The sequence below is a fragment of the Streptomyces sp. L7 genome, from assembly GCF_050990935.1.
GTDB lineage: Bacteria > Actinomycetota > Actinomycetes > Actinomycetales > Microbacteriaceae > Leifsonia.
The window spans coordinates 1,441,404-1,462,347 of the sequence record NZ_CP194644.1 but is presented as its reverse complement, the minus strand read 5'-3'; the positions used below and the strand labels follow the sequence as shown (position 1 = coordinate 1,462,347).

20 protein-coding genes and 3 pseudogenes are annotated in these 20,944 nt (G+C 71.8%); 5 read left to right on the top strand and 18 right to left on the bottom strand.

Translation table 11 applies throughout. The features are described from left to right. Nucleotides 1-17: 17 nt before the first annotated feature. From ACR5MH_RS07395 to ACR5MH_RS07375, 5 genes are all read right to left on the bottom strand, one after another. Nucleotides 18-2,009 (bottom strand): amino acid transporter, encoded by a 1,992-nt coding sequence (locus tag ACR5MH_RS07395; RefSeq protein WP_433862459.1) that lies wholly within the window; start codon nt 2,007-2,009, stop codon nt 18-20. A gap of 123 nt (nt 2,010-2,132) precedes the next feature. Next, on the bottom strand, nt 2,133-3,629 hold the full coding sequence (locus tag ACR5MH_RS07390; protein WP_431346651.1) for an SDR family NAD(P)-dependent oxidoreductase: 1,497 nt from the start codon (nt 3,627-3,629) through the stop codon (nt 2,133-2,135). Nucleotides 3,630-3,687: 58 nt separating this feature from the next. Continuing rightward, nucleotides 3,688-3,942 carry a DUF6510 family protein gene (locus ACR5MH_RS07385; protein WP_431349358.1) on the bottom strand — a complete coding sequence of 85 codons (255 nt, stop codon included), beginning with the start codon at nt 3,940-3,942 and terminating at the stop codon, nt 3,688-3,690. A 5-nt stretch (nt 3,943-3,947) separates the two neighbouring features. Continuing rightward, nucleotides 3,948-4,700, bottom strand: coding sequence for a ferredoxin reductase (locus tag ACR5MH_RS07380; protein WP_431346650.1), 753 nt, complete (start codon nt 4,698-4,700; stop codon nt 3,948-3,950). Further along, on the bottom strand, nt 4,697-5,290 hold the full coding sequence (locus tag ACR5MH_RS07375) for a sulfite oxidase-like oxidoreductase (RefSeq protein ID WP_431346649.1): 594 nt from the start codon (nt 5,288-5,290) through the stop codon (nt 4,697-4,699). Before ACR5MH_RS07375 ends, ACR5MH_RS07380 begins: the two co-directional genes overlap by 4 nt. A 61-nt stretch (nt 5,291-5,351) precedes the next feature. Here ACR5MH_RS07375 and moaA point away from each other — a divergent pair, with 61 nt between their 5' ends. Then, nucleotides 5,352-6,434, top strand: a complete 1,083-nt coding sequence (gene moaA / locus ACR5MH_RS07370; protein ID WP_431346648.1) for a GTP 3',8-cyclase MoaA — start codon at nt 5,352-5,354, stop codon at nt 6,432-6,434. Further along, a complete protein-coding gene (locus ACR5MH_RS07365) occupies nt 6,427-6,678 on the top strand; it encodes a MoaD/ThiS family protein (RefSeq protein ID WP_431346647.1) in 252 nt (83 codons plus the stop codon). Before moaA ends, ACR5MH_RS07365 begins: the two co-directional genes overlap by 8 nt. Before the next feature lie 171 nt (nt 6,679-6,849). Here the strand turns inward: ACR5MH_RS07365 and ACR5MH_RS07360 are convergent, their stop codons facing one another. The 11 genes and pseudogenes from ACR5MH_RS07360 to ACR5MH_RS07310 all read right to left on the bottom strand — a co-directional run bounded on the left by ACR5MH_RS07360 (nt 6,850) and on the right by ACR5MH_RS07310 (nt 15,531). Beyond that, nucleotides 6,850-7,932: a sulfate/molybdate ABC transporter ATP-binding protein gene (locus ACR5MH_RS07360; protein ID WP_431346646.1), complete on the bottom strand. Its 1,083-nt coding sequence runs from the start codon at nt 7,930-7,932 to the stop codon at nt 6,850-6,852. Next, nucleotides 7,929-8,756, bottom strand: a complete 828-nt coding sequence (locus ACR5MH_RS07355; protein ID WP_431346645.1) for an ABC transporter permease — start codon at nt 8,754-8,756, stop codon at nt 7,929-7,931. The genes ACR5MH_RS07360 and ACR5MH_RS07355 overlap by 4 nt, the downstream gene beginning before the upstream one ends. Further along, on the bottom strand, nt 8,753-9,553 hold the full coding sequence (gene modA, locus ACR5MH_RS07350; RefSeq protein WP_431346644.1) for a molybdate ABC transporter substrate-binding protein: 801 nt from the start codon (nt 9,551-9,553) through the stop codon (nt 8,753-8,755). The genes ACR5MH_RS07355 and modA overlap by 4 nt, the downstream gene beginning before the upstream one ends. A gap of 8 nt (nt 9,554-9,561) precedes the next feature. Then, on the bottom strand, nt 9,562-9,966 hold the full coding sequence (locus ACR5MH_RS07345; protein WP_431346643.1) for a TOBE domain-containing protein: 405 nt from the start codon (nt 9,964-9,966) through the stop codon (nt 9,562-9,564). Nucleotides 9,967-10,021: 55 nt separating this feature from the next. Continuing rightward, nucleotides 10,022-10,435: a molybdenum cofactor biosynthesis protein MoaE gene (locus tag ACR5MH_RS07340; RefSeq protein WP_431346642.1), complete on the bottom strand. Its 414-nt coding sequence runs from the start codon at nt 10,433-10,435 to the stop codon at nt 10,022-10,024. After that, nucleotides 10,432-10,908 (bottom strand): MogA/MoaB family molybdenum cofactor biosynthesis protein, encoded by a 477-nt coding sequence (locus ACR5MH_RS07335; RefSeq protein WP_433862618.1) that lies wholly within the window; start codon nt 10,906-10,908, stop codon nt 10,432-10,434. Before ACR5MH_RS07335 ends, ACR5MH_RS07340 begins: the two co-directional genes overlap by 4 nt. A 71-nt stretch (nt 10,909-10,979) precedes the next feature. Continuing rightward, nucleotides 10,980-11,441: pseudogene (gene moaC / locus ACR5MH_RS07330) on the bottom strand (cyclic pyranopterin monophosphate synthase MoaC); the annotation flags it as partial. Continuing rightward, nucleotides 11,438-12,652 carry a molybdopterin molybdotransferase MoeA gene (locus ACR5MH_RS07325; RefSeq protein ID WP_431346640.1) on the bottom strand — a complete coding sequence of 405 codons (1,215 nt, stop codon included), beginning with the start codon at nt 12,650-12,652 and terminating at the stop codon, nt 11,438-11,440. The gene ACR5MH_RS07325 and the pseudogene moaC, both read right to left, overlap by 4 nt. 134 nt (nt 12,653-12,786) lie before the next feature. Further along, nucleotides 12,787-13,041 carry a rhodanese-like domain-containing protein gene (locus tag ACR5MH_RS07320; RefSeq protein ID WP_433862458.1) on the bottom strand — a complete coding sequence of 85 codons (255 nt, stop codon included), beginning with the start codon at nt 13,039-13,041 and terminating at the stop codon, nt 12,787-12,789. Nucleotides 13,042-13,214: 173 nt separating this feature from the next. Further along, a pseudogene (locus ACR5MH_RS07315) lies at nt 13,215-13,883 on the bottom strand (HesA/MoeB/ThiF family protein); the annotation flags it as partial. A gap of 88 nt (nt 13,884-13,971) precedes the next feature. After that, nucleotides 13,972-15,531: a molybdopterin-dependent oxidoreductase gene (locus ACR5MH_RS07310; protein ID WP_431346637.1), complete on the bottom strand. Its 1,560-nt coding sequence runs from the start codon at nt 15,529-15,531 to the stop codon at nt 13,972-13,974. 69 nt (nt 15,532-15,600) lie between these two features. On the opposite strand from ACR5MH_RS07310, the pseudogene ACR5MH_RS07305 reads away from it, so the two are divergent. The 3 genes and pseudogenes from ACR5MH_RS07305 to ACR5MH_RS07295 all read left to right on the top strand — a co-directional run bounded on the left by ACR5MH_RS07305 (nt 15,601) and on the right by ACR5MH_RS07295 (nt 19,816). After that, nucleotides 15,601-18,155: pseudogene (locus ACR5MH_RS07305) on the top strand (DEAD/DEAH box helicase). 117 nt (nt 18,156-18,272) lie between these two features. Further along, nucleotides 18,273-19,487 carry an inorganic phosphate transporter gene (locus ACR5MH_RS07300; protein WP_431346636.1) on the top strand — a complete coding sequence of 405 codons (1,215 nt, stop codon included), beginning with the start codon at nt 18,273-18,275 and terminating at the stop codon, nt 19,485-19,487. Further along, nucleotides 19,484-19,816, top strand: a complete 333-nt coding sequence (locus ACR5MH_RS07295; protein WP_431346635.1) for a peptidase — start codon at nt 19,484-19,486, stop codon at nt 19,814-19,816. The genes ACR5MH_RS07300 and ACR5MH_RS07295 overlap by 4 nt, the downstream gene beginning before the upstream one ends. 39 nt (nt 19,817-19,855) lie before the next feature. On the opposite strand, the gene ACR5MH_RS07290 is transcribed toward ACR5MH_RS07295, so the two are convergent. Beyond that, nucleotides 19,856-20,419 (bottom strand): hypothetical protein, encoded by a 564-nt coding sequence (locus tag ACR5MH_RS07290; RefSeq protein ID WP_431346634.1) that lies wholly within the window; start codon nt 20,417-20,419, stop codon nt 19,856-19,858. Between the two features lie 219 nt (nt 20,420-20,638). Then, nucleotides 20,639-20,866, bottom strand: a complete 228-nt coding sequence (locus tag ACR5MH_RS07285; protein WP_433862457.1) for a hypothetical protein — start codon at nt 20,864-20,866, stop codon at nt 20,639-20,641. Nucleotides 20,867-20,944: the final 78 nt, after the last annotated feature.

The window sequence follows — 20,944 nt, the reverse complement described above, 5'->3', positions numbered from 1 at the left end:
GGAGAGAGGCGCGCAGCTCAGGCCACGTGGACGGCCGGCCTCCGCTTGACGTCCTTCTCGGCCTCACGCAGCACTTCACGGGTCACCGGGGCCACCTCGCCCACGCCGGTGATGAGGTAGCGGAACATGTTCGAGATCGGGTTGCCCTCGGTCCACTCGAAGTAGATCGTCGGCACCACCCCGGTGATGTCGCGGATCTCCAGCAGGACCGCCGCGATGGTGTTCGGCACGTTGCCGCTCTTCACCTGCAGCACGCGATAGCCGTACTTGACGACGCCGTGCACGACCAGATCCTCCTCGAAGTCGGAGGAGTCGGACTTCATCACCTCGAGGAAGATGGTGCGCGAGCGCTGCGGGATGTGGCTGAAGCGGCGCTCGTCCTTGTTCTTCTCCTCGTACTCCTTCGTGGTGTCGACGTCGGGCTCGTGGGAGATGATCCGGATCTCGCCCTCCTCGGCGTCCTCCAGGATGAAGTCGAGCGCCGTCACATCGAAGGTGACGCTGGTCGCGCGCACCTGGAACGAGCGGCCGATGCGCGACACGATCGACACGATCAGGATTCCCAGGATGAACAGCGTCGCGATGCGGAGGCCGTCCGGGCGCTCGATGATGTTGTCGATGGTCGTGTAGACGAAGATCGCGGTGATGATCGCGAACACGATGGTGCGCTTCGGCTGCTTCTTGCGCCAGGCGGACAGGCTCACCGCGAGCGAGGCGGAGGTGATCAGGACCAGCACACCGGTGGCGTACGCGCCGCCCTGGGCGTCCACGTTCGCGTCGAAGACCAGGGTGATCAAGAAACCGATCCCGGTGAAGACCAGTACCAGCGGTCGCACCGCGCGCGCCCACTGCGGCGCCATTCCATAGCGGGGGAGATATCGCGGCACCAGGTTCAGCAGGCCGGCCATCGCAGAGGCGCCGGCGAACCAGAGGATCAGGATGGTGCTGATGTCGTAGACCGTGCCGAAGCCGTTGCCCAGATATTCGTGCGCCAAGTAGGCGAGTGCGCGGCCGTTGGCGGCGCCGCCGGGCTGGAACTCCTTCTGCGGGATGAGCAGCGTGGTCGTGAAGCTGGAGGTGATGAGGAACACACTCATGATGATCGCGGCCGTGGTGAGCAGCCTGTGCGCGCCGCGGATGCGGCCTTCGGGCCGGGCGGGGTCGTCGCCGGGCTTGCCCTTGATCTGCGGCATGACCGCGACTCCGGTCTCGAAGCCGGAGAGACCGAGCGCGAGCTTCGGGAACACCAGCAGGGCGACGCCCACGACCAGCAGCGGATCGCCGTGCGTCACGAACACCGCGGTCCACCAGTCGTCGATGACGGTCGGGTGCTCGAACACCTGGACGATGGAGGTGGTCACGACGACCACGTTCAGCGCCAGATACACGGCCACCAGCACGACGGCGATGCCGATCGCCTCCTTGAAGCCTTTGAGGAACACCGCGGCGAGCAGTGCGAGCAGGAAGAGCGTGATGAGGACGTTGTTGCCGTGGAACCACGATGGCGCGAATGGGTTCTCGATCGCGTGCGCCGAGGCGTCGGCCGCGGACAGCGTGATCGTGATCATGAAGTCCGTCGCGGCGAAGCCGAGCAGCACGAGGACGAAGAGCTTGCCCGCCCACCAGGGCAGGAACCGCTCGAGCATGGCGATCGAGCCGGAGCCGCGGAAACTCTCGCGGGCGACCCTGCGGTAGACCGGGAGCGCGCCGAGCAGCGTCAGCGCCACCAGCACGAGCGTCGCGAACGGCGAGATCAGGCCGGCCGCCAGGGCCGCGATGGCGGGCTGGTAGCCGAGCGTGGAGAAGTAGTCGACACCGGTGAGGCACATGACCTGCCACCACGAATGGGTGCGCTCCGGATTCTGGCCGTGCGGCCCCTGCTGCGTGCCGTGCTCGTCGACCATGCCGACGAGCAGCCAGTGCTTGAAGCGGTTGGTGTGCTGCGGCGCCGCCCTCAGCGGATGCGCCTGCCCGGGGAGGGGGAGCGGCTCCGGGGAAGTGCTCGACATCGGCTGCCCTTCGTTGACCTTCGTGGCTCACTGTACGTTCATCGCACGGGCGCCGAAAGACCGGGAAAGGCCCTTCACCGGCCTCCCCGCGATGCCTGGAAAAGTATAGTCAAGCGGCGGTGGTCACCACGCCGACGATCGGTAATCCTTCAGGAACACCCCGTGCAGGTCTTCTCCCGCCTCGCCGCGCACGATCGGGTCGTAGACCCGCGCCGCGCCGTCGACGAGGTCGAGCGGGGCGTGGAAGCCCTCCTCGGCCAACCGCACCTTCGTGTAGTGCGGGCGCTCGTCCGTGATCCAGCCGGTGTCGACGCTCGTCATCAGGATGTTGTCCGTCTCGAACAGCTCCTCGGAGCTGGTCCGGGTGAGCATGTTGAGCGCGGCCTTCGCCATGTTGGTGTGCGGATGCCCGGCGCCCTTGTACCGGCGGCCGAACACGCCCTCCATCGCCGACACGTTGACCACGTACGACCGGCCGGCGGCGGCGAGCGCCGGGCGCAGGCGGTCGATCAGGATGAACGGCGCCGTCGTGTTGCAGAGCTGCACCTCCAGCAGCTCGAGCGGGTCGATCCCGCCGACGGCCCGGGTCCAGGTGTTCACTCGCTGGACGTCGGGCACGAGGCCGCCCGCGTCGATGGCGGTGCCGTCGTGGTGGCGCTCCAGCGACGAGGAGCCCGCGGCCATCGCGGCCGACGCCAGGTCGTTCGCGGTGAGCGCTGCGGCGCCGACCAGCTCGGCGACGGTCCCGCGCACGTTCGCCGACGACAGCAGCGGGTGGGCGGCGACGGAGGCCTCCAGCGCCTGCGGGTGCGGGTCGGCGGTGTGGCCGAAGGTCTCCAGCTCGGGCAGGGGCCCGTCGGGCAACGGGTGCGATTCGGCCTCCGCCAGCAGCGAGTACGCACCGGGCGAGCGGCGGACGGTCTGGGCGGCGTTGTTGATGAGGACGTGCAGCGGCCCGCGGGCGGCGACGGAGTCGGCCAGGCCGATCACCTGCGCCGGGTCGCGGAGGTCGATGCCGACCACGCGCAGGCGGTGCAGCCAGTCCTTCGCGTCGGGGAGCTGCGAGAACCGGCGCACGGCGTCCCGCGGGAAGCGGGTGGTGATCGTCAGGTCCGCGCCGTCGCGCAGCAGGCGCAGCGCGATGTGCATTCCGATCTTCGCCCGGCCCCCGGTGAGCAGCGCGCGCTTGCCGGTCAGGTCGGTGCGGGCGGTGCGCTTGGCGTGGCTGAACGCCGCACAGGACGGGCAGAGCTGGTGGTAGAACCAGTCCACCTCGGTGTAGTGCTGCTTGCAGATGTAGCAGGCCTGCGAGTTGATCAGCGTCCCTGCGGTCGCGGAACCGGCGGTCGGGGAGGTCAGGTCGCGGCCGCGGGTCTCGTCGTCGATGCGGTCGGGGGCGCCGGTCGCGGTCGCAGCGATGACGGCGCGGTCGGCGGCGAGCTCGGCCTCCCGCAGCTCGCGGCGTCTGGCCTGCTTGACCGCCTTGAACATGTGCGCGGTCGCGCGGCGGACGGAGACGAAGTCGGGGTGCTCCTGGTCGAGCTCGTGGAGCTGCGCGAGGACGCGGAGGGTCGTCGCGAGGTCGTCGGGGTCGAGGCTCGCGGAGGATTCGGCTGGCACCGGACGATTGTACTGGGGAGCGGATGACCGCCCGCTGAGGGTCCCCGCGTCCGAGGGCTCAGACCTCCAACTCGAGCCAGTCCAGCCCGTGGAGGTCGAGGCACAGGCGCCCGTCGCGCTCGGTCGCCATCGCGATGACCTCGCCGCAGATCCGGCAGCGCAGCACCATCCCGTGGTCGTCGGGCCAGAGGTGCGCCCTCGCCATCACCGAGACGTCCCCGCAGTGCGCGCACTTGCCGCGCGCCGCCGTCACGTCGACCGCGAAGACCTCCGAGAGGAGCCCAGCCGCGGCATTGCCGTCCAGGTAGTCCATGTCGCTCACGCTGCCCCTCCGATCCCGCCGTAGCGTTCGGTGCGGATGCGGTCCGGGTCGTGCCCGGCGTCGACGAGCCAGCCGGACACAGTCTCGACGAAGGGGGTCGATCCGCACAGGTAGAAGCGCGGTGAGTCCGCGGCCGGCAGCACGAGCGCGCCGAGCGCGTCCTGCGTGAGCCGCCCCGCCGGGACGGGCCAGCCGGCCGGCGCCTCCCGCGTGTAGACGTAGTCGACGTGCAGCGGCGCGGCGCCCTCGGCGAGAGCCATCAGCTCGTCGCGGTAGTAGACCGACATCGGCGCGCGCGCCGAGTACAGCAGCCGGAACGGCGCGGCGCTCTCCGCGGCGGCGTGCGCGCGGGCCATCGACATCAGCGGGACGACGCCGGAGCCTCCCGCGATCAACTGCACCGGGCCGTCGTCGCCTGTGCGCCAGACGAACCAGCCGCCGACCGGGCCGCGGACCTCGAGCTGGTCGCCGACCGCGAGACCGCGCACCAGATACGGGGACACCTCGCCGTCGGGCAGCTCCTCCACGGTCAGTTCGAACTCGTCCGTCGCCAGGCCGCCCGCTCCGGAGGCCGACGCGATCGAGTACGACCGCACGGCCTGGTAGCCGTCGGGCGCGGTCAGCCGGACGTCCACGTGCTGCCCTGCGAGGTGCCCTGCGAGCCCCGGGATGCGCAGCCGGATCGTGCGGGCGGTCGTGGTCTCCTCGTGCGCGGCCACGACGTCCGCCACCCGCCACGCGGTGCTCACCAGTAGCGCTCTTCCTTCCACGGGTCCCCGTACATGTTGTAGCCGTTCTGCTCCCAGAAGCCGGGCTGGTCCTGCGGCAGCATCTCCAGCCCGCTCACCCACTTGGCGCTCTTCCAGAAGTACAGGTGCGGCGCCAGCAGGCGCGCGGGACCGCCGTGCTCGGGCGGGAGATCGGCGCCGTCGAACGTGTGCGCCACCCAGGCCTTGCCGTCGAGGAGGTCCTTCAGCGGCACGTTGGTCGTGTAGCCGCCGTACGAGTGCGCCATCGTGTACTCGTAGTCGGTGTCGACGTTCTCGAACAGGGTGTCGAGCGCGACGCCGCGCCATGACGTCCCGAGCTTCGACCAGCTCGTCACGCAGTGGATGTCGGTGCCGACGTCGGCCTGGGGGAGCGCCAGGAACTCGTCCCAGCTCCAGCGATGCACCACACCCTTCTCGGTCGTGATCGTGAACGCCCAGTCCTCTTTCGCGACGCGCGGGGTCGGTCCTGCCGACAGCACGGGGAAGCCCTCCGTGACGTACTGTCCGGGTGGGAGGCGCGGGTCCTCGGTTCTGCGCCGGCCGAGGAAGCCGGACGAGATGATTCCCATGCGCGGAGCTTATTACCGGCTCGGGGCGGCGGTCTATGGCCGACCGGTCTAGGGTGAGGACATGACAGCGGTCAATCTCGGGCTTCCGCGCAGCGCATCGCTGGCGGATGCAGCGAGCCCCGCCGCCCCCAGCCTCGACGGCCGCCCGGACGTCCCCGGCCTGGTCGACCGGTTCGGCCGCGTCGCCCGCGACCTGCGAGTCTCGGTGACCGAGAAATGCTCGCTGCGCTGCACCTACTGCATGCCGGCGGAGGGGCTGCCTGCCATCCCGCGCGAGGAGCTGCTGACGCCGGCCGAGATCGCGCGGCTGGTCGGGATCGGCGTGCGCGACCTCGGCATCCGCGAGGTGCGCTTCACCGGGGGCGAGCCGCTGATGCGCGCCGACCTCGCCGAGATCGTCGGGCTCTCGGCCGCCGCCGCCCCCGGCATCGACCTGAGCATCACGACCAACGGCATCGGCCTCGACCACCGCGTGCGCGAGCTCGTCGCCGCCGGGCTGACCCGGGTGAACATCTCCCTGGACACCGTGGACCGCGCGCATTTCGCCGCGCTCACCCGCCGCGACCGGCTGCCGGCCGTATTCGCCGGGATCGCCGCCGCCCACGCCGCCGGCCTCACTCCCCTCAAGCTGAACGCCGTGATGATGCGCCAGACCCTCTCCGGCGCCCCCGACCTCCTCGCCTGGGCGCTGGAGCACGGCTGCCGGTTGCGCTTCATCGAGCAGATGCCGCTCGACGCCGACCACACCTGGATGCGCGAGAACATGGTCTCCGCCGACGAGCTGCTCGCCGTCCTCCGCACCCGGTTCGACCTGGCGGAGGCCGGCCGCCCGGACGACCCCTCGTCCCCCGCCGAGGAGTGGCTGGTCGACGGCGGCCCCGCCACGGTCGGCATCATCGCCTCGGTGACCCGCTCCTTCTGCTCCGCGTGCGATCGCACCAGGATCACCGCGGAGGGCACGGTGCGCTCGTGCCTGTTCGGCGACGACGAGACCGACCTGCGCGCGCTGCTGCGCGACGGCGCGGACGACGCCGAGCTGGCCCGCTGGTGGCGCGGAGCGATGTGGGGCAAGCAGTCCGGGCACGGCATGGAGGCCGCGGGCTTCGTACCGCCGGTGCGGAGTATGGGGGCGATCGGTGGCTGAGCGCAGCATCCTCGTGCGCTATTTCGCGGCCGCCGAAGAGGCGGCCGGGCGCGAGGAGGAGCGCGTCTCACTCGACGCGCCGACCGTCGGCGCCCTGCGCGAGCTGCTCGACGCCCGCTACGGGGAGGCTATGCGGCTGGTGCTGCGCAACGGGTCGTTCCTGGTGGATGGCGTCGTGTCGCGCGATCCGGATGCGGCGATCGGCGAGAGAGTGGACGTACTTCCTCCGTTCGCCGGGGGCTGATTCCGCGGCTCCGCCCCGCCGGGCTGCGGCGAGTCAGCCGCGCGCCTGCGCGCGATTCGTGGCGAATCGCGCGAACTCCGCGGCGCGACATTCGTGACGAATGTAGGGAATCGCGCCGCGATTCGCGGCATTCGTGCCGAATCGCGCGAACGGAGCCGCGCGGGAGCCGCGTCAGGCGGGGACGATGCGCACGTCGGCGGGTGGCACCGTCAGGAGCACGCGGGCGCCGGTGGAGAGGCGCAGCTCCGCGACCACGGCCGCGGGGACGAGCGCGGTGAGCCGGTCGGTGCGCACGCGCACCAGGTCGTCGCGCGGTTCGAGGGCGGTGACGGTCGCCGGGATGCCGGTCGCGGGGATGTCGGTCGCCGGGACGCCGGCCGCGCCCTCCGTCGGGGCGCCGACGTGCACCGCGACCGTCGAGGGCCGCACCACCGCGGTCACCGGCCGGCCCTCGGCGATCGGCGCCGTCGGCGTGCCGTCGAGGGCGAGACCGTCGTCGGTCACCAGGCCGGTCGCCGTGCGCCGTCCGGTGAGGAGGCTGAGGCCGGTCAGCTCCGCGGTGAACGGGTGCCGCGGCTGCGTCAGCACGTCGCGCGCGAGCCCCTCCTCGACCACCCGGCCACCGCCGAGCACCGCCACGCGGTCCGCGAGCAGATAGGCGTCGAGCGCGTCGTGCGTCACGACGACCGCTGTGCGGTCCGCGAGCACCGCGGCCAGCATCCCGCGCAGCTCGCCCGCCACGCTCACGTCGAGGGAGGCCAGCGGCTCGTCGAGGAGGATCAGGTCGGGCTCGGCGGCCAGCGCTCGGGCGATGGCGACGCGTTGCGCCTGCCCGCCGGAGAGTTCGTCGGGCTTGCGCTCGGCCAGCGCCGCGACGCCGGTGCGCTCCAGCCACTCGTCGGCCTTCTCACGCGCCTCGGACCGGGACGCTCCCGCGGACCGCGGTGCGAACTCGACGTTCCGGCGCACGGTCAGGTGCGGGAAGAGCAGGGCGTCCTGAGCGAGCAGTGCGATGCCGCGGCGGTGGGGAGGCAGCCAGACGCCCGTGCGATCCGTGCCGTCGAGATCGAACAGCGTCTCGTCGGCGAGCGTCGCGCGCCCCGCGTCCGGCCGGATCAGGCCGGCCAGCACCCCGAGCACGGTGGACTTGCCCGCGCCGTTCGGCCCGAGCAGCGCCAGCGTCTCGCCCGCGCCGAGCCGCAGGTCCACCGTGACGTCGCGCGCGGCGACCGCAGCTGAGAAGTCCAGGCTCACGGCGTCGCCTCGCGCACCGGCCGCGGTCTCCGGCGCAGCGGCTCGCCCGCGCCGTGCGCCACCGCGACCACGGCGATCGCCACCGCGATCAGCACCAGGGAGAGCGCGACGGCGGTGTCCGGGTCGGTCTCGCGCTGAAGGTAGATCTCCAGCGGCAGCGTGCGCGTCGTGCCCTGCAGGCTCCCGGCGAAGGTCAGCGTCGCCCCGAACTCGCCGAGGGCGCGCGCGAACGACAGGATCGACCCGGAGACGATCGCGGGGGTCACCAGCGGCAGCGTCACCCGGAACAGGACGCTCGACGGGCGCGCGCCGAGCGTGGCGGCGACCGCTTCGTAGCGCTGGCCGGTGGTGCGCAGCGCGCCCTCCAAGCTCAGCACCAGGAACGGCAACGCCACGAACGTCTGCGCGATGACGACCGCGGGCGTCGAGAACGCGATCGGGATCGCCCCGTCCAGCAGCCCGCGCCGGCCGTACAGCGCGAGCAGGGCCAGGCCGCCGACGACGGGAGGCAGCACGAGCGGCAGCAGGACGATCGCCCGCACCAGGCCGCGTCCGCGGAACGGCACCCGCGCCAGCACGATGGCCATCGGCGTGCCGAGCACCAGGCACGCGATCGTCGCTGCGAGCGAGGTGCGCAGGCTGAGCAGCAGCGCGTCCACCGAAGACGGAGAGGTGATCAGCGCGGCGAAGTGCCCCCAATTCACCCGGGTGACCATCGCGACGATGGGGAGCAGCACGAACAGCGCGCCGAGCGCGGCGACGACGAGCACCCAGCCGGGGATGCCCGTTCCCAGCCCCGTGCCGGCGGGCGCGCGGCGCGTCACGGCTTCCCGAAGCCGGCGGCCTCGAGCACCTTCCTGCCCTCCGGGCCGGTCACGTACGCGATGAAGGCCGCGCCGCCCGTGAGGTTCTGCCCCTGCGTGACCGCGGCGATCGGATAGGTGTTGACCACGTCCTTCGCCTCAGGGAACGGCACCGACTCGACGCGCTTCCCCGCGCCTTTCACGTCCGTGACGTAGACGATCCCGGCGTCGGCCTCCCCGGACGACACCTTGCCCAGCACGTCGGTCACCGACGACTCCTGGCTGACCGGCTTGAGCGTGACGCCGGTGTTCGACTCCACCTTCGCGGTCGCGGCCCCACAGGGCACCTGCGGGGCGCAGACGACCACCTTCAGGCCGGGCTTCGCGAGGTCGGCCCACCCGGTGACGTGGGCCGGGTTCCCGGGAGGCACCGCGATTGCGAGCACGTTCGTCGCGAAGTCGACGGGGTCGCCGGAGACGACGCCGGCAGCGACCGCCTTGGCCATGTTCTTCTGGTCCGCCGAGGCGAACACGTCGGCCGGTGCTCCGGCGCCGAGCTGGGTGACCAGGTCGGAGGAGCCGCCGAAGCTGAAGCTGACGGTGCTCCGCGGGTTGGCCTTCTCGAACCCCGTGCCGAGCTCGGTGAAGGTTTTGGTGAGGGAGGCCGCGGCGAAGACGGTGACGGTGCCGGTGATGTCGTGCTTCGTCGGGGTCTGCGTCGGGGCGCTCGACCCGGCGTCCGCCGAGCAACCCGTGAGGACGAGCGCCACGGCTGCGAGAGCGGCGGCGACCACCCCGACACCGGACCGGTTGCGCATGCCGATCCTCACTCGGACGGCCCCGCGGTCTCCACGATGACGTTCGTGGCCTTGACGACCGCGACGGCGATCGAGCCCAGCTCCAGGCCGAGTTCGCGGACGGCCTCGCTGCTGATCAGCGACACGACGCGGTGCGGCCCGCACTGCAGTTCGACCTGCGCCATGACTCTGTCCAGGACGATGTCGGTCACGATCCCGACGAAGCGGTTGCGCGCCGACCGGCCGACCCCGGACGGGTCGGCGGGGAGCACGGCGTTCTGCTTGGCGAGCTGCGCCAGCTCCAGGCCGTCCACGACCGTACGGCCGGCGTCGTCCTTGGTGCTGGAGAGCACCCCGGCGTCGACCCAGCGACGCACCGTGTCGTCACTCACTCCCAGGAAGCTCGCGGCGTCTCTTACCCGTATTTGCGGCACGAACAGCACTCTAGACCGGCAGGAGCGTCGAAATCGACCCCGGAGCGGCTTTCGCTCAGATGCCGACCCACTCCGACGCGCCGTCGCCGAAGTGCTGGCGCTTCCAGATCGGCACTTCGGCCTTGATCCGCTCGACCAGCTCGGCGCAGGCGGCGAACGCCTCCGCCCGGTGCGGGGCCGCGACCGCGGCGATGAGCGCGAGGTCGCCGATGGTCAGCGAGCCGACCCGGTGGACGGCGGCGACGCGCAGCCCGGTGCTCTCGGCGACCTCCTCGCAGCAGCGCCGGAGGAAGTCGGCGGCCTCGGGATGCGCGCGGTAGTCGAGCGAGACGACGGAGCGGCCGCCGTCGTGGTCCCGCACGATGCCCTGGAACGACACGACGGCGCCTGCCTCGCGGCGCCAGACGAATTCGTCGAGCGTGGACGGGTCGAGCGGCCGGTCGGAGACGTCGGCGAAGACGGCGGTCATCGGATCCCGCTTTCGTGGCCGCGGTCGGTGTCGCCACCGAGCTGGTCGAGGAGGTGCGCCAGGACGTCGTCGAGGACCGCGAGCCCGTCGGCGACGCCGCCGCGCGAGCCGGGGAGGTTCACGACCAGCGTGCGGCCGGCGACGCCCGCCCGGCCGCGGCTCAGCGCAGCGAGCGGAGTCGAGGCGGCACCCCGCGCCCGCAATGCGTCGGCGAGTCCGGGGAGCTCGCGGTCGAGCACGGCGGCCGTGGCCTCCGGGGTGCGGTCGTCGGGGGAGACGCCGGTGCCGCCGGTGGTGAGGACGACGGCGGGGTGCTCGGCGACGGCCGACTTGAGCGCCGGCGCGATCTCCGCGTCCGCGACGACGCGCACCTCCGGGCGGAGGCCGTGCGCGTCCAGCCAGGAGGCGATGACCGGGCCGGTGGTGTCGGCCGCCTCACCCGCCGCGGCGCGGGTGGAGGCGACGACGACGATGGCGGCGCCGGGGTTCGACGAGGTGCGCGCCGGCGTCGCGGCGACGGTTCTCTCCTCGCCCTCCCGCCGCCATTCCCCGCGCTTCCCCCGCTCTTCGCCACCAGCCGGACATCCGTCACGCTCGCCGCCGGGTCCACCGCCTTCACCATGTCGTGCAGGGTCAGGCCCGCCACGGCGACCGCGGTCAGCGCCTCCATCTCCACGCCGGTGCGCCCGTGCGTGCGCGCGACCGCCTCGATCGTGATCGACCCCGCCGCCTCGTCCAGCGCGAAGTCCACGCGCAGCGAATCGAGCGGCAGCGGGTGGCAGAGCGGGATCAGGTCGCTCGTCCGCTTGCCGCCGGCGATCCCGGCGATGCGCGCGGTCGCGAGCACGTCGGCCTTCGGGAGGTCGTCCGCCGCCACCAGGCGCACCACCTCGGGGGTGGTCGCCAGCCGGCCGCGGGCGAGGGCCTCCCGGTCGGTCTCCGGTTTCGCGCCGACGTCGACCATGCGGGCGCGGCCGTCGGCGTCCAGGTGGGTGAGCTCGCTCATAGGGTCCAGACTGTCACGTCCGAGCCCGAGTCGACCGCCTCCGCCTCCGCGGGCAGGTCGATGAGCACGTCCGCGGTGGCCATCGCGGCGACGAGGTGCGAACTCGGTCCCGACACCGGCGCGACGCCGTCGTCGCCGACCCGGCCGCGCAGGAACTGGCGCTTGCCCGGGACCGACCGCACCGACTCGGCGAGCCGCACCCGCCGGACCGGCAGCGCAGGCAACCCGGCCGCGTCACGCAGCGGCCCGCGCAGGAACACCGCGAACGACACCTGCGTGCTCACCGGGTTGCCCGGGAAGCACAGCACGGGCACGCCATCGACCACCGCCGTCGCCTGCGGGCCGCCCGGCTGCATCGCGACGGTGGTGACCTCCGCGCCGCGCGGCAGCAGCACCTCCCGCACGACCTCGTACGCCCCCTTCGAGATGCCGCCGGAGGTGATCACCAGGTCGGAGGCGGCGACCGCGGCGTCGAACACTTTCGCGAACGACTCCGGGTCGTCGCTGCTGCTCGCCCGCAGCGACACGACGGCGCCGGACTCCTCGACCAGCGCAGCGAGGGCGACGCCGTTCGCATCGAAGACCTGGCCGAAGCGCACACTCCGGCCCGGCGCGGCCAGCTCCGAGCCGGTGGTGAGGACGGCGACGCGCAGCCGCGCCCGCACCGCCACCGAGCTGACGCCCGCCGCCGCGAGCGCCGCCAGGTGGCGCGCGGCCAGCCGGGTGCCCGCCTTCACGAGCACGTCGCCGCGCTCCAGGTCGCTGCCACGCTCCCGCACGAACTCGCCGCGCTTCCGCGAGCGCCGGATCTCGACCACTGCGCCTGCCAGGTCGTCGTCCCGGCCGAGGACGAGCTCGGTGTCCTCCACGGGCACGACCGCGTCCGCGCCGCTCGGCACCGGGGCGCCGGTCATGATCCGGATGGCGGTGCCCGGCGTCAGCGTCAGCGGCACCTCGTGTCCGGCCGGGACATCGCCGGTCACCTCGAGCGCGACCGGCACGTGGGCCACGTCGGCGGCGCGCACCGCGTAGCCGTCCATCTGCGAGTTGCGGAACAGCGGGAGGTCCACCTCCGACCGGACGTCCGCCGCGGCGACGCGCCCGGCGGCCTCGGCGAGCTGGACGGTCTCCACGTCCGGCTCCGCCCAGAGCGGCTCCAGCAGACGGTTGACGTGCTCGACGTGGTCCTCGACGCTGCGCGGTGGGGTCATGGGTTCAGTATCCCGCGCGGCCCGATGCCAGGCGAGGCTTCCGTGGAGGGCCGGCCACGACAGGGGTCGCAACACGCCGCTACGTGCGCGGCGATGCGGCGTGTTGCGACCCCTGTGTTGCGACCGCGGCGCGGTCAGTAGCGGGGGAGGGACGGGTCGACTTCGCGTGACCACGCGTCCAGGCCGCCCTCCAGCACCGTTCCCGGGGCGCCGGCGGCCTCCAGCAGCCGGCGCGCGGTCTCGGCGCGCGGGCCGTGGTGGCAGATGATCACGAGCGGGTCGTCGCCCAGCCGCTCGGCCACCCCTGGCGCGTCCCGCACGACCACGTCGAGCGGCACCAGCAGGGAGCCGGGCAGTTCGGCGATGTCGGCCTCCCACGGCTCGCGCACGTCGAGGAGGACGTGCGGCTGTCCTGCGGCCAGGCGCGCGGCCAGGTCGGCGGGGAGACGGTCGTGGCCGCCGCCGGGGCGGCCGCCACCCCCGCGTCGGCCGGCGCGACTCCGCAGAACAGCTCGTAGTCGATCAGCTCCGTCACGTGCTCCGCCTGCGGGTCGGCGGCGTACGGCAGCTCGCGGAACGTCCCGCGCAGCCCGTCGTGCACGAGCACCCGCCCGAGCAGGAGGTCCCCCTCCCCGGTCACGACCTTGGTGGCCTCGCTCGCCATCAGCGAGCCGATCACGCCGCACACGCTGGGCAGCACGCCCGCCTCCGCGCAGCTCGGCACGCTCCCGGGCTCCGGAGGCACCGGGAAGAGGTCGCGGTAGTGCGGCCCGTGCGCCGCCCAGCTCAGCCCGACCTGCCCGCCGAACCGGTGCACCGCGCCCCAGACCACCGGCAGGCCGGCCAGCAGCGCCGCATCGTCCACGAGGTACCGGGTCGGGAAGTTGTCGCTGCCGTCGAGCACGAGGTCGAAGCCGTCGAGAATGCTCAGCGCGTTCGCCGAGGTGAGGCGCTCAGGGAACACCCGCACCGCGATCCCGCCGTCGATGGCGTGGATGGCGTCGGCCGCCGACGCGGTCTTCTGCCGGCCGAGGTCGCGCTCGCGGTGGATGGTCTGCCGTGGCAGGTTGCTGAGCTCCACGCTGTCGTCGTCGACGATCCCGATCGTCCCGAACCCGGCGCCCGCCAGCAAGGGGAGCACCGCGGAGCCGAGGCCGCCGGCGCCGACGACGAGCACCCGCGCGGCGCGGAGGCGACGCTGGGCGACCTCCCCGAAGCCCGGGAGCTGCATGGTGCGGGCGTAACGCGCCCGCTGTTCCGACGGCAGCGCGGGGCCGCGCGCGACGAGCGGCGCGGGGCGAGCGGGGGAGGACATGGCGCTAGCCAACCACGGTCACGCCGATGGTGTGCAATCCGGTCGCGCCGTCCGGCACGACGTCCTGCACCTTGGAGGTCTGCACGGTCCCGTGCGCGTCGGTCGCGCGCACTTTGACGGTGTGCGCGCCGGGCGTCGCGTTCCAGGCGTACTTCCACTGCCGCCAGGTGTCGGCCGAGATGGCGTCGGCGAGGGTGGCCTCCTGCCAGGCGCCGCCGTCGACCTGCACGTGCACGGCGCTCACACCGACGTGCTGCGACCACGTGATCCCGGCGACGGCGACCGTGCCCGCCTTCACCTGGTGCCCGTCCGAGGGCACGTCGATGCGTGACTCCAGCTTGACCGGGCCGCGCTCCGACCAGCCGCGATCGGTCCAGTACGAGGTCGCCTTGTCGAACCGCGTCACGTTCAGCTCGACCACCCACTTGGTCGCCGAGACGTAGCCGTACAGCCCGGGGACGACCATCCGCACGGGGTAGCCGTGCTCCAGCGGCAGCGGCTGGCCGTTCATCCCGACCGCCAGGATCGCGTTGCGGCCGTCGGTCAGCGCCTCCAGCGGCGTCCCGGCGGTCCAGCCGTCCTGGCTGCGGGAGAGCACCATGTCGGCGTCGGCCGACGGCTTCGCGCGCGCCAGCAGGTGACGGATCGGGTAGCCGAGCCACGTCGCGTTGCTGATCAGGTCGCCGCCGACCTCGTTGGAGACGCAGGTGAGCGTGGTGATGGACTCCTCCAGCGGGAGGGCCAGGAGCTCGGCGAAGGTCAGCTCGACCTCCTTCTCGACCATGCCGGTGATCCGCAGCCGCCAGGCCGACGGGTCGATGCCGGGGATCTGCAGCGCGGTGTCGATGCGGTAGAAGTCGGCGTTCGGCGTGATGATCGGCGCCAGGCCGGGGAGGTCGAACGACGCACCGGCCGGAACAGGGGGCGCCGCGACGGCGGGCTTCGGCAGACGGAAGGCGGCACGCGCGGCGGAGGCGGCGCGATAACCGGTCGCGATCGCCTGACCCACGATCGTCGCCACGATTCCGGCGGCGGCGGTCGCCGAAGTGGCGCTCACGAAGTGCCGCCTGCTGACCGCGCCCTCGGGGGCGATCCGGGTCGGCCGGGTGCCGCGCAAAAGATCGGCCAGCCAGCCCAGGATCAGGATCGCGACCAGCGCCGCGAGCGCCGACGGCACGACGTTCACGATCGACGAGCCTGCGCGCGTGAACGCGGCGACGACGCCCAGCGCGCCGCCCAGCCCGATCAGGACGCGGCCGAGCGGAGGCCGCCGCAGCTCCAGCCAGCCCGCCAGTGCGCCCCCGATGAGGAGCACGACCGCGAGGGACGAGATGAGGAACGCCTTGTCGCCGGTCCCGAACACGCCGATCACGGCGTTCTTCAGCCAGGCCGGGGTGAGATCGATGACGAGCGCGCCGACGACCAGGACCGGGCTGCCGTCCTGCACGAAGAACGCGCTCAGCAGTTCGGCGGCGCCCACCCCCGCCACGACGCTCGCGGCGCCCACGGCGGCGGCGCCCCAGGAGGCGTGCCGGGCCGGCTCCGCAGACACAGGCGATCCCATAGCGGAAGGATAAGCGCGCGACCCGGTGGATATGCCGAGCATCCCCGCGCTGTGACAGGCTTGGGCCCTATGGCCTCCCTGCGCGTCGACGACCTCCCCGGCTGGGCCGGCCCCTCCTCCGTGAGCGAGGACGCCGTCTACGAGGCGTTCGTCGCCTGGGCGGAGTCCACCGGCATCACCCTGTACCCGGCGCAGGACGAGTCACTGATCGAGATCGTCGGCGGGTCCGACCTCATCCTGTCGACCCCGACCGGGACCGGGAAGTCGCTCGTCGCCGTCGGCGCGCACTTCGCGGCGCTGGCCCGCGGCGACCGGACCTTCTACACCGCGCCGATCAAGGCGCTGGTGTCGGAGAAGTTCTTCGCGCTCGTGGACATCTTCGGCGCGGAGAACGTCGGGATGATGACCGGCGACTCCGCGGTGAACGCCGACGCTCCGATCATCTGCTGCACCGCCGAGATCCTCGCCAATCTCGCCCTCCGGCAGGGAGCGGACACCCCGGTGGGACAGGTCGTCATGGACGAGTTCCACTTCTACTCCGACCCGGACCGCGGCTGGGCCTGGCAGGTGCCGCTGCTGCTCCTGAACCGCGCCCAGTTCGTGCTGATGTCGGCGACGCTCGGCGACGTGACGGCGCTCGCCGCCGACCTGTCGCGTCGCACCGGCCGGGAGACCGCGACGGTCACCGGCGTCGAGCGCCCGGTGCCGCTGCACTACTACTACGAGCTGACGCCCATCCACGACACGGTCGAGGACCTCCTGCACACCGGCCAAGCACCGATCTACATCGTGCACTTCTCGCAGCTCGCCGCCCTGGAGCGCGCGCAGGCGCTCTCCAGCGCCAAGATCGCGACCCGCGAGCAGCGCGACGCGATCGCCGAGCTGATCGGGGAGTTCCGGTTCACGACCTCCTTCGGCCGCACCCTCTCCCGGCTGCTGCGACAGGGCATCGGCGTGCATCACGCCGGGATGCTGCCCAAGTACCGCCGGCTGGTCGAACAGCTCGCCCAGCGCGGGATGCTGCGGGTGATCTGCGGGACCGACACGCTCGGCGTCGGCATCAACGTCCCGATCCGCACCGTGCTGCTGACCGCGCTGACCAAGTTCGACGGCACCCGGATGCGCCAACTCAACGCGCGCGAGTTCCACCAGATCGCCGGGCGCGCCGGTCGGGCGGGCTACGACACCGCCGGCACCGTCGTCGTGCAGGCGCCCGAGCACGAGAGCGAGAACATCAAGGCCCTCGAGAAGGCCGGCGACGACCCCAAGAAGCGCCGCAAGATCGTGCGGAAGAAGGCGCCGGAGGGTTTCGTCTCCTGGGGCGAGCCGTCCTTCCGCAAGCTCGTGGAGGCCGAGCCGGAGACGCTCACCTCGTCCATGCAGATCACCAGCGCCATGCTCATCAACGTCATCGGGCGCGGGGGAGACGTCTTCGGGCACGTCCGCGACCTGGTGTTCGACAACCACGAGCCGTGGAAGCGGCAGCTCGCGCTCGCCCGCCGCGCCCTCGGCCTGTATCGCTCGCTGCTGACGGCCGGAGTCGTGGAAGCCGTGGAAGGCGAGATCCGCCTCACGGTCGACCTCCAGCCGAACTTCGCGCTCAACCAGCCGCTGTCGCCGTTCGCGCTCGCCGCGTTCGAGCTGTTCGACGCCGAGTCGCCCACGTACGCGCTCGACATCGTCTCCGTGGTGGAGGCCACGCTCGACGACCCGCGACCGGTGCTCTCCGCGCAGCAGTTCCAGGCGCGCGGCGACGCGGTCGCGGCCATGAAGGCGGAGGGCGTCGAGTACGACGAGCGTATGGAGGCGCTGGAGACCGTCACGCACCCCAAGCCGCACGACGAGCTGCTGCACGAAGCGTTCGCGACCTACGCCTCCAGCCAGCCCTGGGTGGCCGACTTCGAACTGAGCCCCAAGTCGGTGGTCCGCGACCTGTACGAGCGTGCCATGACCTTCGGCGAGTTCATCGCCTTCTACAAGCTCGCCCGCTCGGAGGGCGTCGTGCTGCGCTACCTCTCCGACGCCTACCGCGCGCTGAACCAGACCGTGCCGCTGGACCTCCGCACCGAGGAGCTGCGCGACATCGTGGAGTGGCTCGGCGAACTGGTCCGCCAGGTCGACTCCAGCCTCCTGGACGAGTGGGAGGAGCTGGTCCACCCCGACGCCGCCCGGCACGCCGAGGAGCGGGGGAGCTCGCCCCGCCCGCGCCGCGGAACGTCACCACCAACCGCCGCGCCTTCTTCGTGCTGGTGCGCAACGAGCTGTTCCGGCGCGTGCAGCTCGCGGCGCTGGACCGTGTCCAGGAGCTCGGCGCGCTCGAGAACGAGGCGGCGGCGCTCGCCGAAGCGGCCGCCCCCTCGTTCACCGAGCTGCAGTGGGACGAGGCGCTGGAGGCCTACTACGCCGAGCACGACGAGATCCTCACGGACGCGTCGGCGCGGGCTGCGGCGATGATCGTCGTGGACGAGACCCCGGCCGCAGCGGAAGGGGTGTGGCGCGTCCGCCAGATCATCGCCGATCCCGAAGGCGACCACGACTGGGGGATCGCAGCGGACGTGCTGCTGGCGGACTCCGCCCGCGCCGGGGTCGCGGTCGTCCGGGTGACGGCGGTCGACCGGCTCTGACGGTTTGACGCGCCGGAGACCGCCGTGAAAACATGTGTGCGGCTGATTAATCGCGCCAGCCGCTCCGCATGAACTTCCGATGAACTGCTGTCGGCAGTCCACACGAGAAAGAAGCCGGTGGATCTCACCCTCATCATCGTGCTGGTCATCGCGCTGGCCCTCTTCTTCGACTTCACCAACGGGTTCCACGACACCGCGAACGCGATGGCGACGCCCATCGCGACCGGCGCCATGCGGCCCAAGATCGCGGTCGCGCTCGCCGCGGTCCTGAACCTCGTCGGCGCGTTCCTGTCCACGGAGGTCGCCAAGACGATCTCGGGCGGCATCATCAACGAGGGCTCCGGCGGCGTGCTGATCTCGCCCGAGCTGATCTTCGCCGGGCTGGTCGGCGCGATCGTCTGGAACATGGTGACCTGGCTCTACGGCCTCCCGTCGTCGTCCAGCCACGCCCTGTTCGGCGGCCTGATCGGCGCGGCGATCGTCGGAGCCGGGTTGGCGTCCGTGAACTTTCCGACCGTCCTGCAGAAGGTGGTCCTCCCGGCAGTCATCGCGCCGTTCACCGCGGGTGTGGTCGCCTGGGCGGCGACCAAGCTGGCGTACTGGATCACGCGGCGCTACGACGGCCGCCCGGACGGCCGCGGCGGCTTCCGCTACGGCCAGATCTTCTCCTCGTCGCTCGTCGCGCTCTCGCACGGCACCAACGACGCGCAGAAGACGATGGGCGTCATCACGCTGCTGCTGATCTCCGCGAACCTGTTGCCGGCGGGGAGCGGGCCGCCGCTCTGGGTCGTCGTCTCGTGCGCGCTCGCCATCGCGGTGGGCACCTACTCCGGCGGCTGGCGGATCATCCGCACGCTCGGCCGCGGCCTCACCGAGGTGAAGCCGGCGCAGGGCTTCGCTGCGGAGACGAGCACGGCCGCGACGATCCTGGCCTCCAGCCACCTCGGTTTCGCGCTCTCCACCACCCAGGTGGCCTCCGGCTCGGTGATCGGCTCCGGCCTCGGCCGCCGCGGCGCCTCGGTGCGCTGGGGCACCGCCGGCCGGATCGCGATCGGCTGGGTGCTGACGCTGCCCGCCGCCGGCGTGGTCGGCGCTCTCGCCGCGTTCATCGGCCTGCTCGGCCCGATCGGCATCCTCATCGACACCGTGGTCGCCGTCGTCGTCATCACGTTCATCTTCTGGCGCTCGCGCCGCAACCGGGTCTCCAGCATCAACGCGGTCGCGCCCGTTCCGGTCCAAGGCCACAGCGACGTCGCCGCGTCCGGTCGCGTGGTGAAGATCAAGAAGGTCAAGCCGCTCAAGAAGGAGCGCTCCGGAAGGAACCCCGCATGAGCGCCGTCCTCCAGTTCCTCAGCGTGTTCGCCGCGTCCCTGATCGGCGCGTGCGTGGTCGTCGGCTTCTACGCCCTGGGCACGCGCCTGCTCGCGGTGGCCGGTCGCGCGCTGTTCGTGGAGCCCGCGGAGTTCACCGACGCCATCACGGTCATCACCCCGGAGCAGGCGGCGAAGGCTCAGCGGAAGGCCGAGAAAGCCCAGCGCAAGAGCCCGGTGAGCGAGGGTCGCAAGCGTGCTGCGCTGGCGGGCGCTTATACGTGCTTCGTGCTCTGCGGGGCGGCGGTGCTGTACGGGCTGTACCTGATCATCCCGTACTTCCACGTCTGAGGGGTGCGGGTCGCTCCGCGGGGCGAGCCGTCGCGTGGCCTAGTTAGGCTGTCCCGGTGCTGGCGACGGTGGCGGTGACGGCGTGTTCAAGTTGCGCAGTGATCGCTCACGCGCCCACGTGTCGATGGAGGGGTGGGTGGAGCACTCCGTCGATACGCTGATGGACACTTGATCGCTGACGGCGGTGAGTCCGTTGTATACGCCGTCTGGTCGTGTGGCGCGGATCGCGACATCCATCTTGCCGGAGGGGGAGGTCCAATCGACTGTTCGTACGACGGTGAATCCTTGGCTTTCCCAGTAGGCGGTGAGTTTGTCCGCGATCGGGTGCGGGTCAGCCTCGAACGCATCGTGTGTAACGATGGCGTTTACCTGGTGAGCGGTCTTCGCTCCGACCGTCCCGCACGGCAGCAGGCCTACTTCCTCCGCGGCCGGGTCCCAGGGCCTGTTGTCGAGGATCGCGCCGCGGTACCAGCCTTCGGTGTCGCCGGTGGCGGCGATGGCGGCGTTGGTGAGGTCGGCCCATTGGGTCAGTAGTTCGGTGATCGTCTTCTGCGGGGTGCCCGGGGATTGTGGGACGGGGTCGCGTAGAGCGGGAACAGCCATACAGCCTCCGAGCAGTGACGCTGTCACGGTCGCCAAACCGCACAACTTCACGAAACGGCCGACGAACCCGCTCGATCGGCCCATCATCCGGTGCACCTCGGCCCACCGGCCACCGTCGCAGGAGAGTCGTTGAGGTTCAACACCCCGCACCCGCAACATTGTCGCACTGTCGACCCGGGCGGGAGGCGACTTCGGCCCGTGGCGATGCGCGTCCGAGGATCATCCCCAGAAGAACCCGTCATCCGGCTCCTCCGTGGTGGCGGACGCGGCTGGGGACGGTGACGGTGACGGCGTGTTCAAGTTGCGCAGTGATCGCTCACGTGCCCACGACTGGATGGAGGGGTGGGTGGAGCACTCCGTCGATACGTCGATGGAAACGATCTCGCTGGTGACCCCGAGTCCGTAGAAGACCCCGTCCGGTCGTGTGGCGCGGATCGCGACATCCATCTTGCCGGAGGGGAGGTCCAATCGACAGTTCGTTCGACGGTGAATCCTTGGCTTTCCCAATATGCGGTGAGTTTGTCC

Excerpts from the sequence above, each read along its gene's own strand:
- ACR5MH_RS07375 (WP_431346649.1), bottom strand. The coding sequence starts at position 5,290 with ATGGGAATCATCTCGTCCGGCTTCCTCGGCCGGCGCAGAACCGAGGAC.
- ACR5MH_RS07340 (WP_431346642.1), bottom strand. The coding sequence starts at position 10,435 with ATGACCGCCGTCTTCGCCGACGTCTCCGACCGGCCGCTCGACCCGTCC.
- ACR5MH_RS07310 (WP_431346637.1), bottom strand. The coding sequence starts at position 15,531 with ATGGGATCGCCTGTGTCTGCGGAGCCGGCCCGGCACGCCTCCTGGGGC.
- ACR5MH_RS07395 (WP_433862459.1), bottom strand. The coding sequence starts at position 2,009 with ATGTCGAGCACTTCCCCGGAGCCGCTCCCCCTCCCCGGGCAGGCGCAT.
- ACR5MH_RS07290 (WP_431346634.1), bottom strand. The coding sequence starts at position 20,419 with ATGGCTGTTCCCGCTCTACGCGACCCCGTCCCACAATCCCCGGGCACC.
- ACR5MH_RS07285 (WP_433862457.1), bottom strand. The coding sequence starts at position 20,866 with ATGGATGTCGCGATCCGCGCCACACGACCGGACGGGGTCTTCTACGGA.
- ACR5MH_RS07385 (WP_431349358.1), bottom strand. The coding sequence starts at position 3,942 with ATGGACTACCTGGACGGCAATGCCGCGGCTGGGCTCCTCTCGGAGGTC.
- ACR5MH_RS07295 (WP_431346635.1), top strand. The coding sequence starts at position 19,484 with ATGAGCGCCGTCCTCCAGTTCCTCAGCGTGTTCGCCGCGTCCCTGATC.
- moaA (WP_431346648.1), top strand. The coding sequence starts at position 5,352 with ATGACAGCGGTCAATCTCGGGCTTCCGCGCAGCGCATCGCTGGCGGAT.
- ACR5MH_RS07325 (WP_431346640.1), bottom strand. The coding sequence starts at position 12,652 with ATGACCCCACCGCGCAGCGTCGAGGACCACGTCGAGCACGTCAACCGT.
- modA (WP_431346644.1), bottom strand. The coding sequence starts at position 9,553 with ATGCGCAACCGGTCCGGTGTCGGGGTGGTCGCCGCCGCTCTCGCAGCC.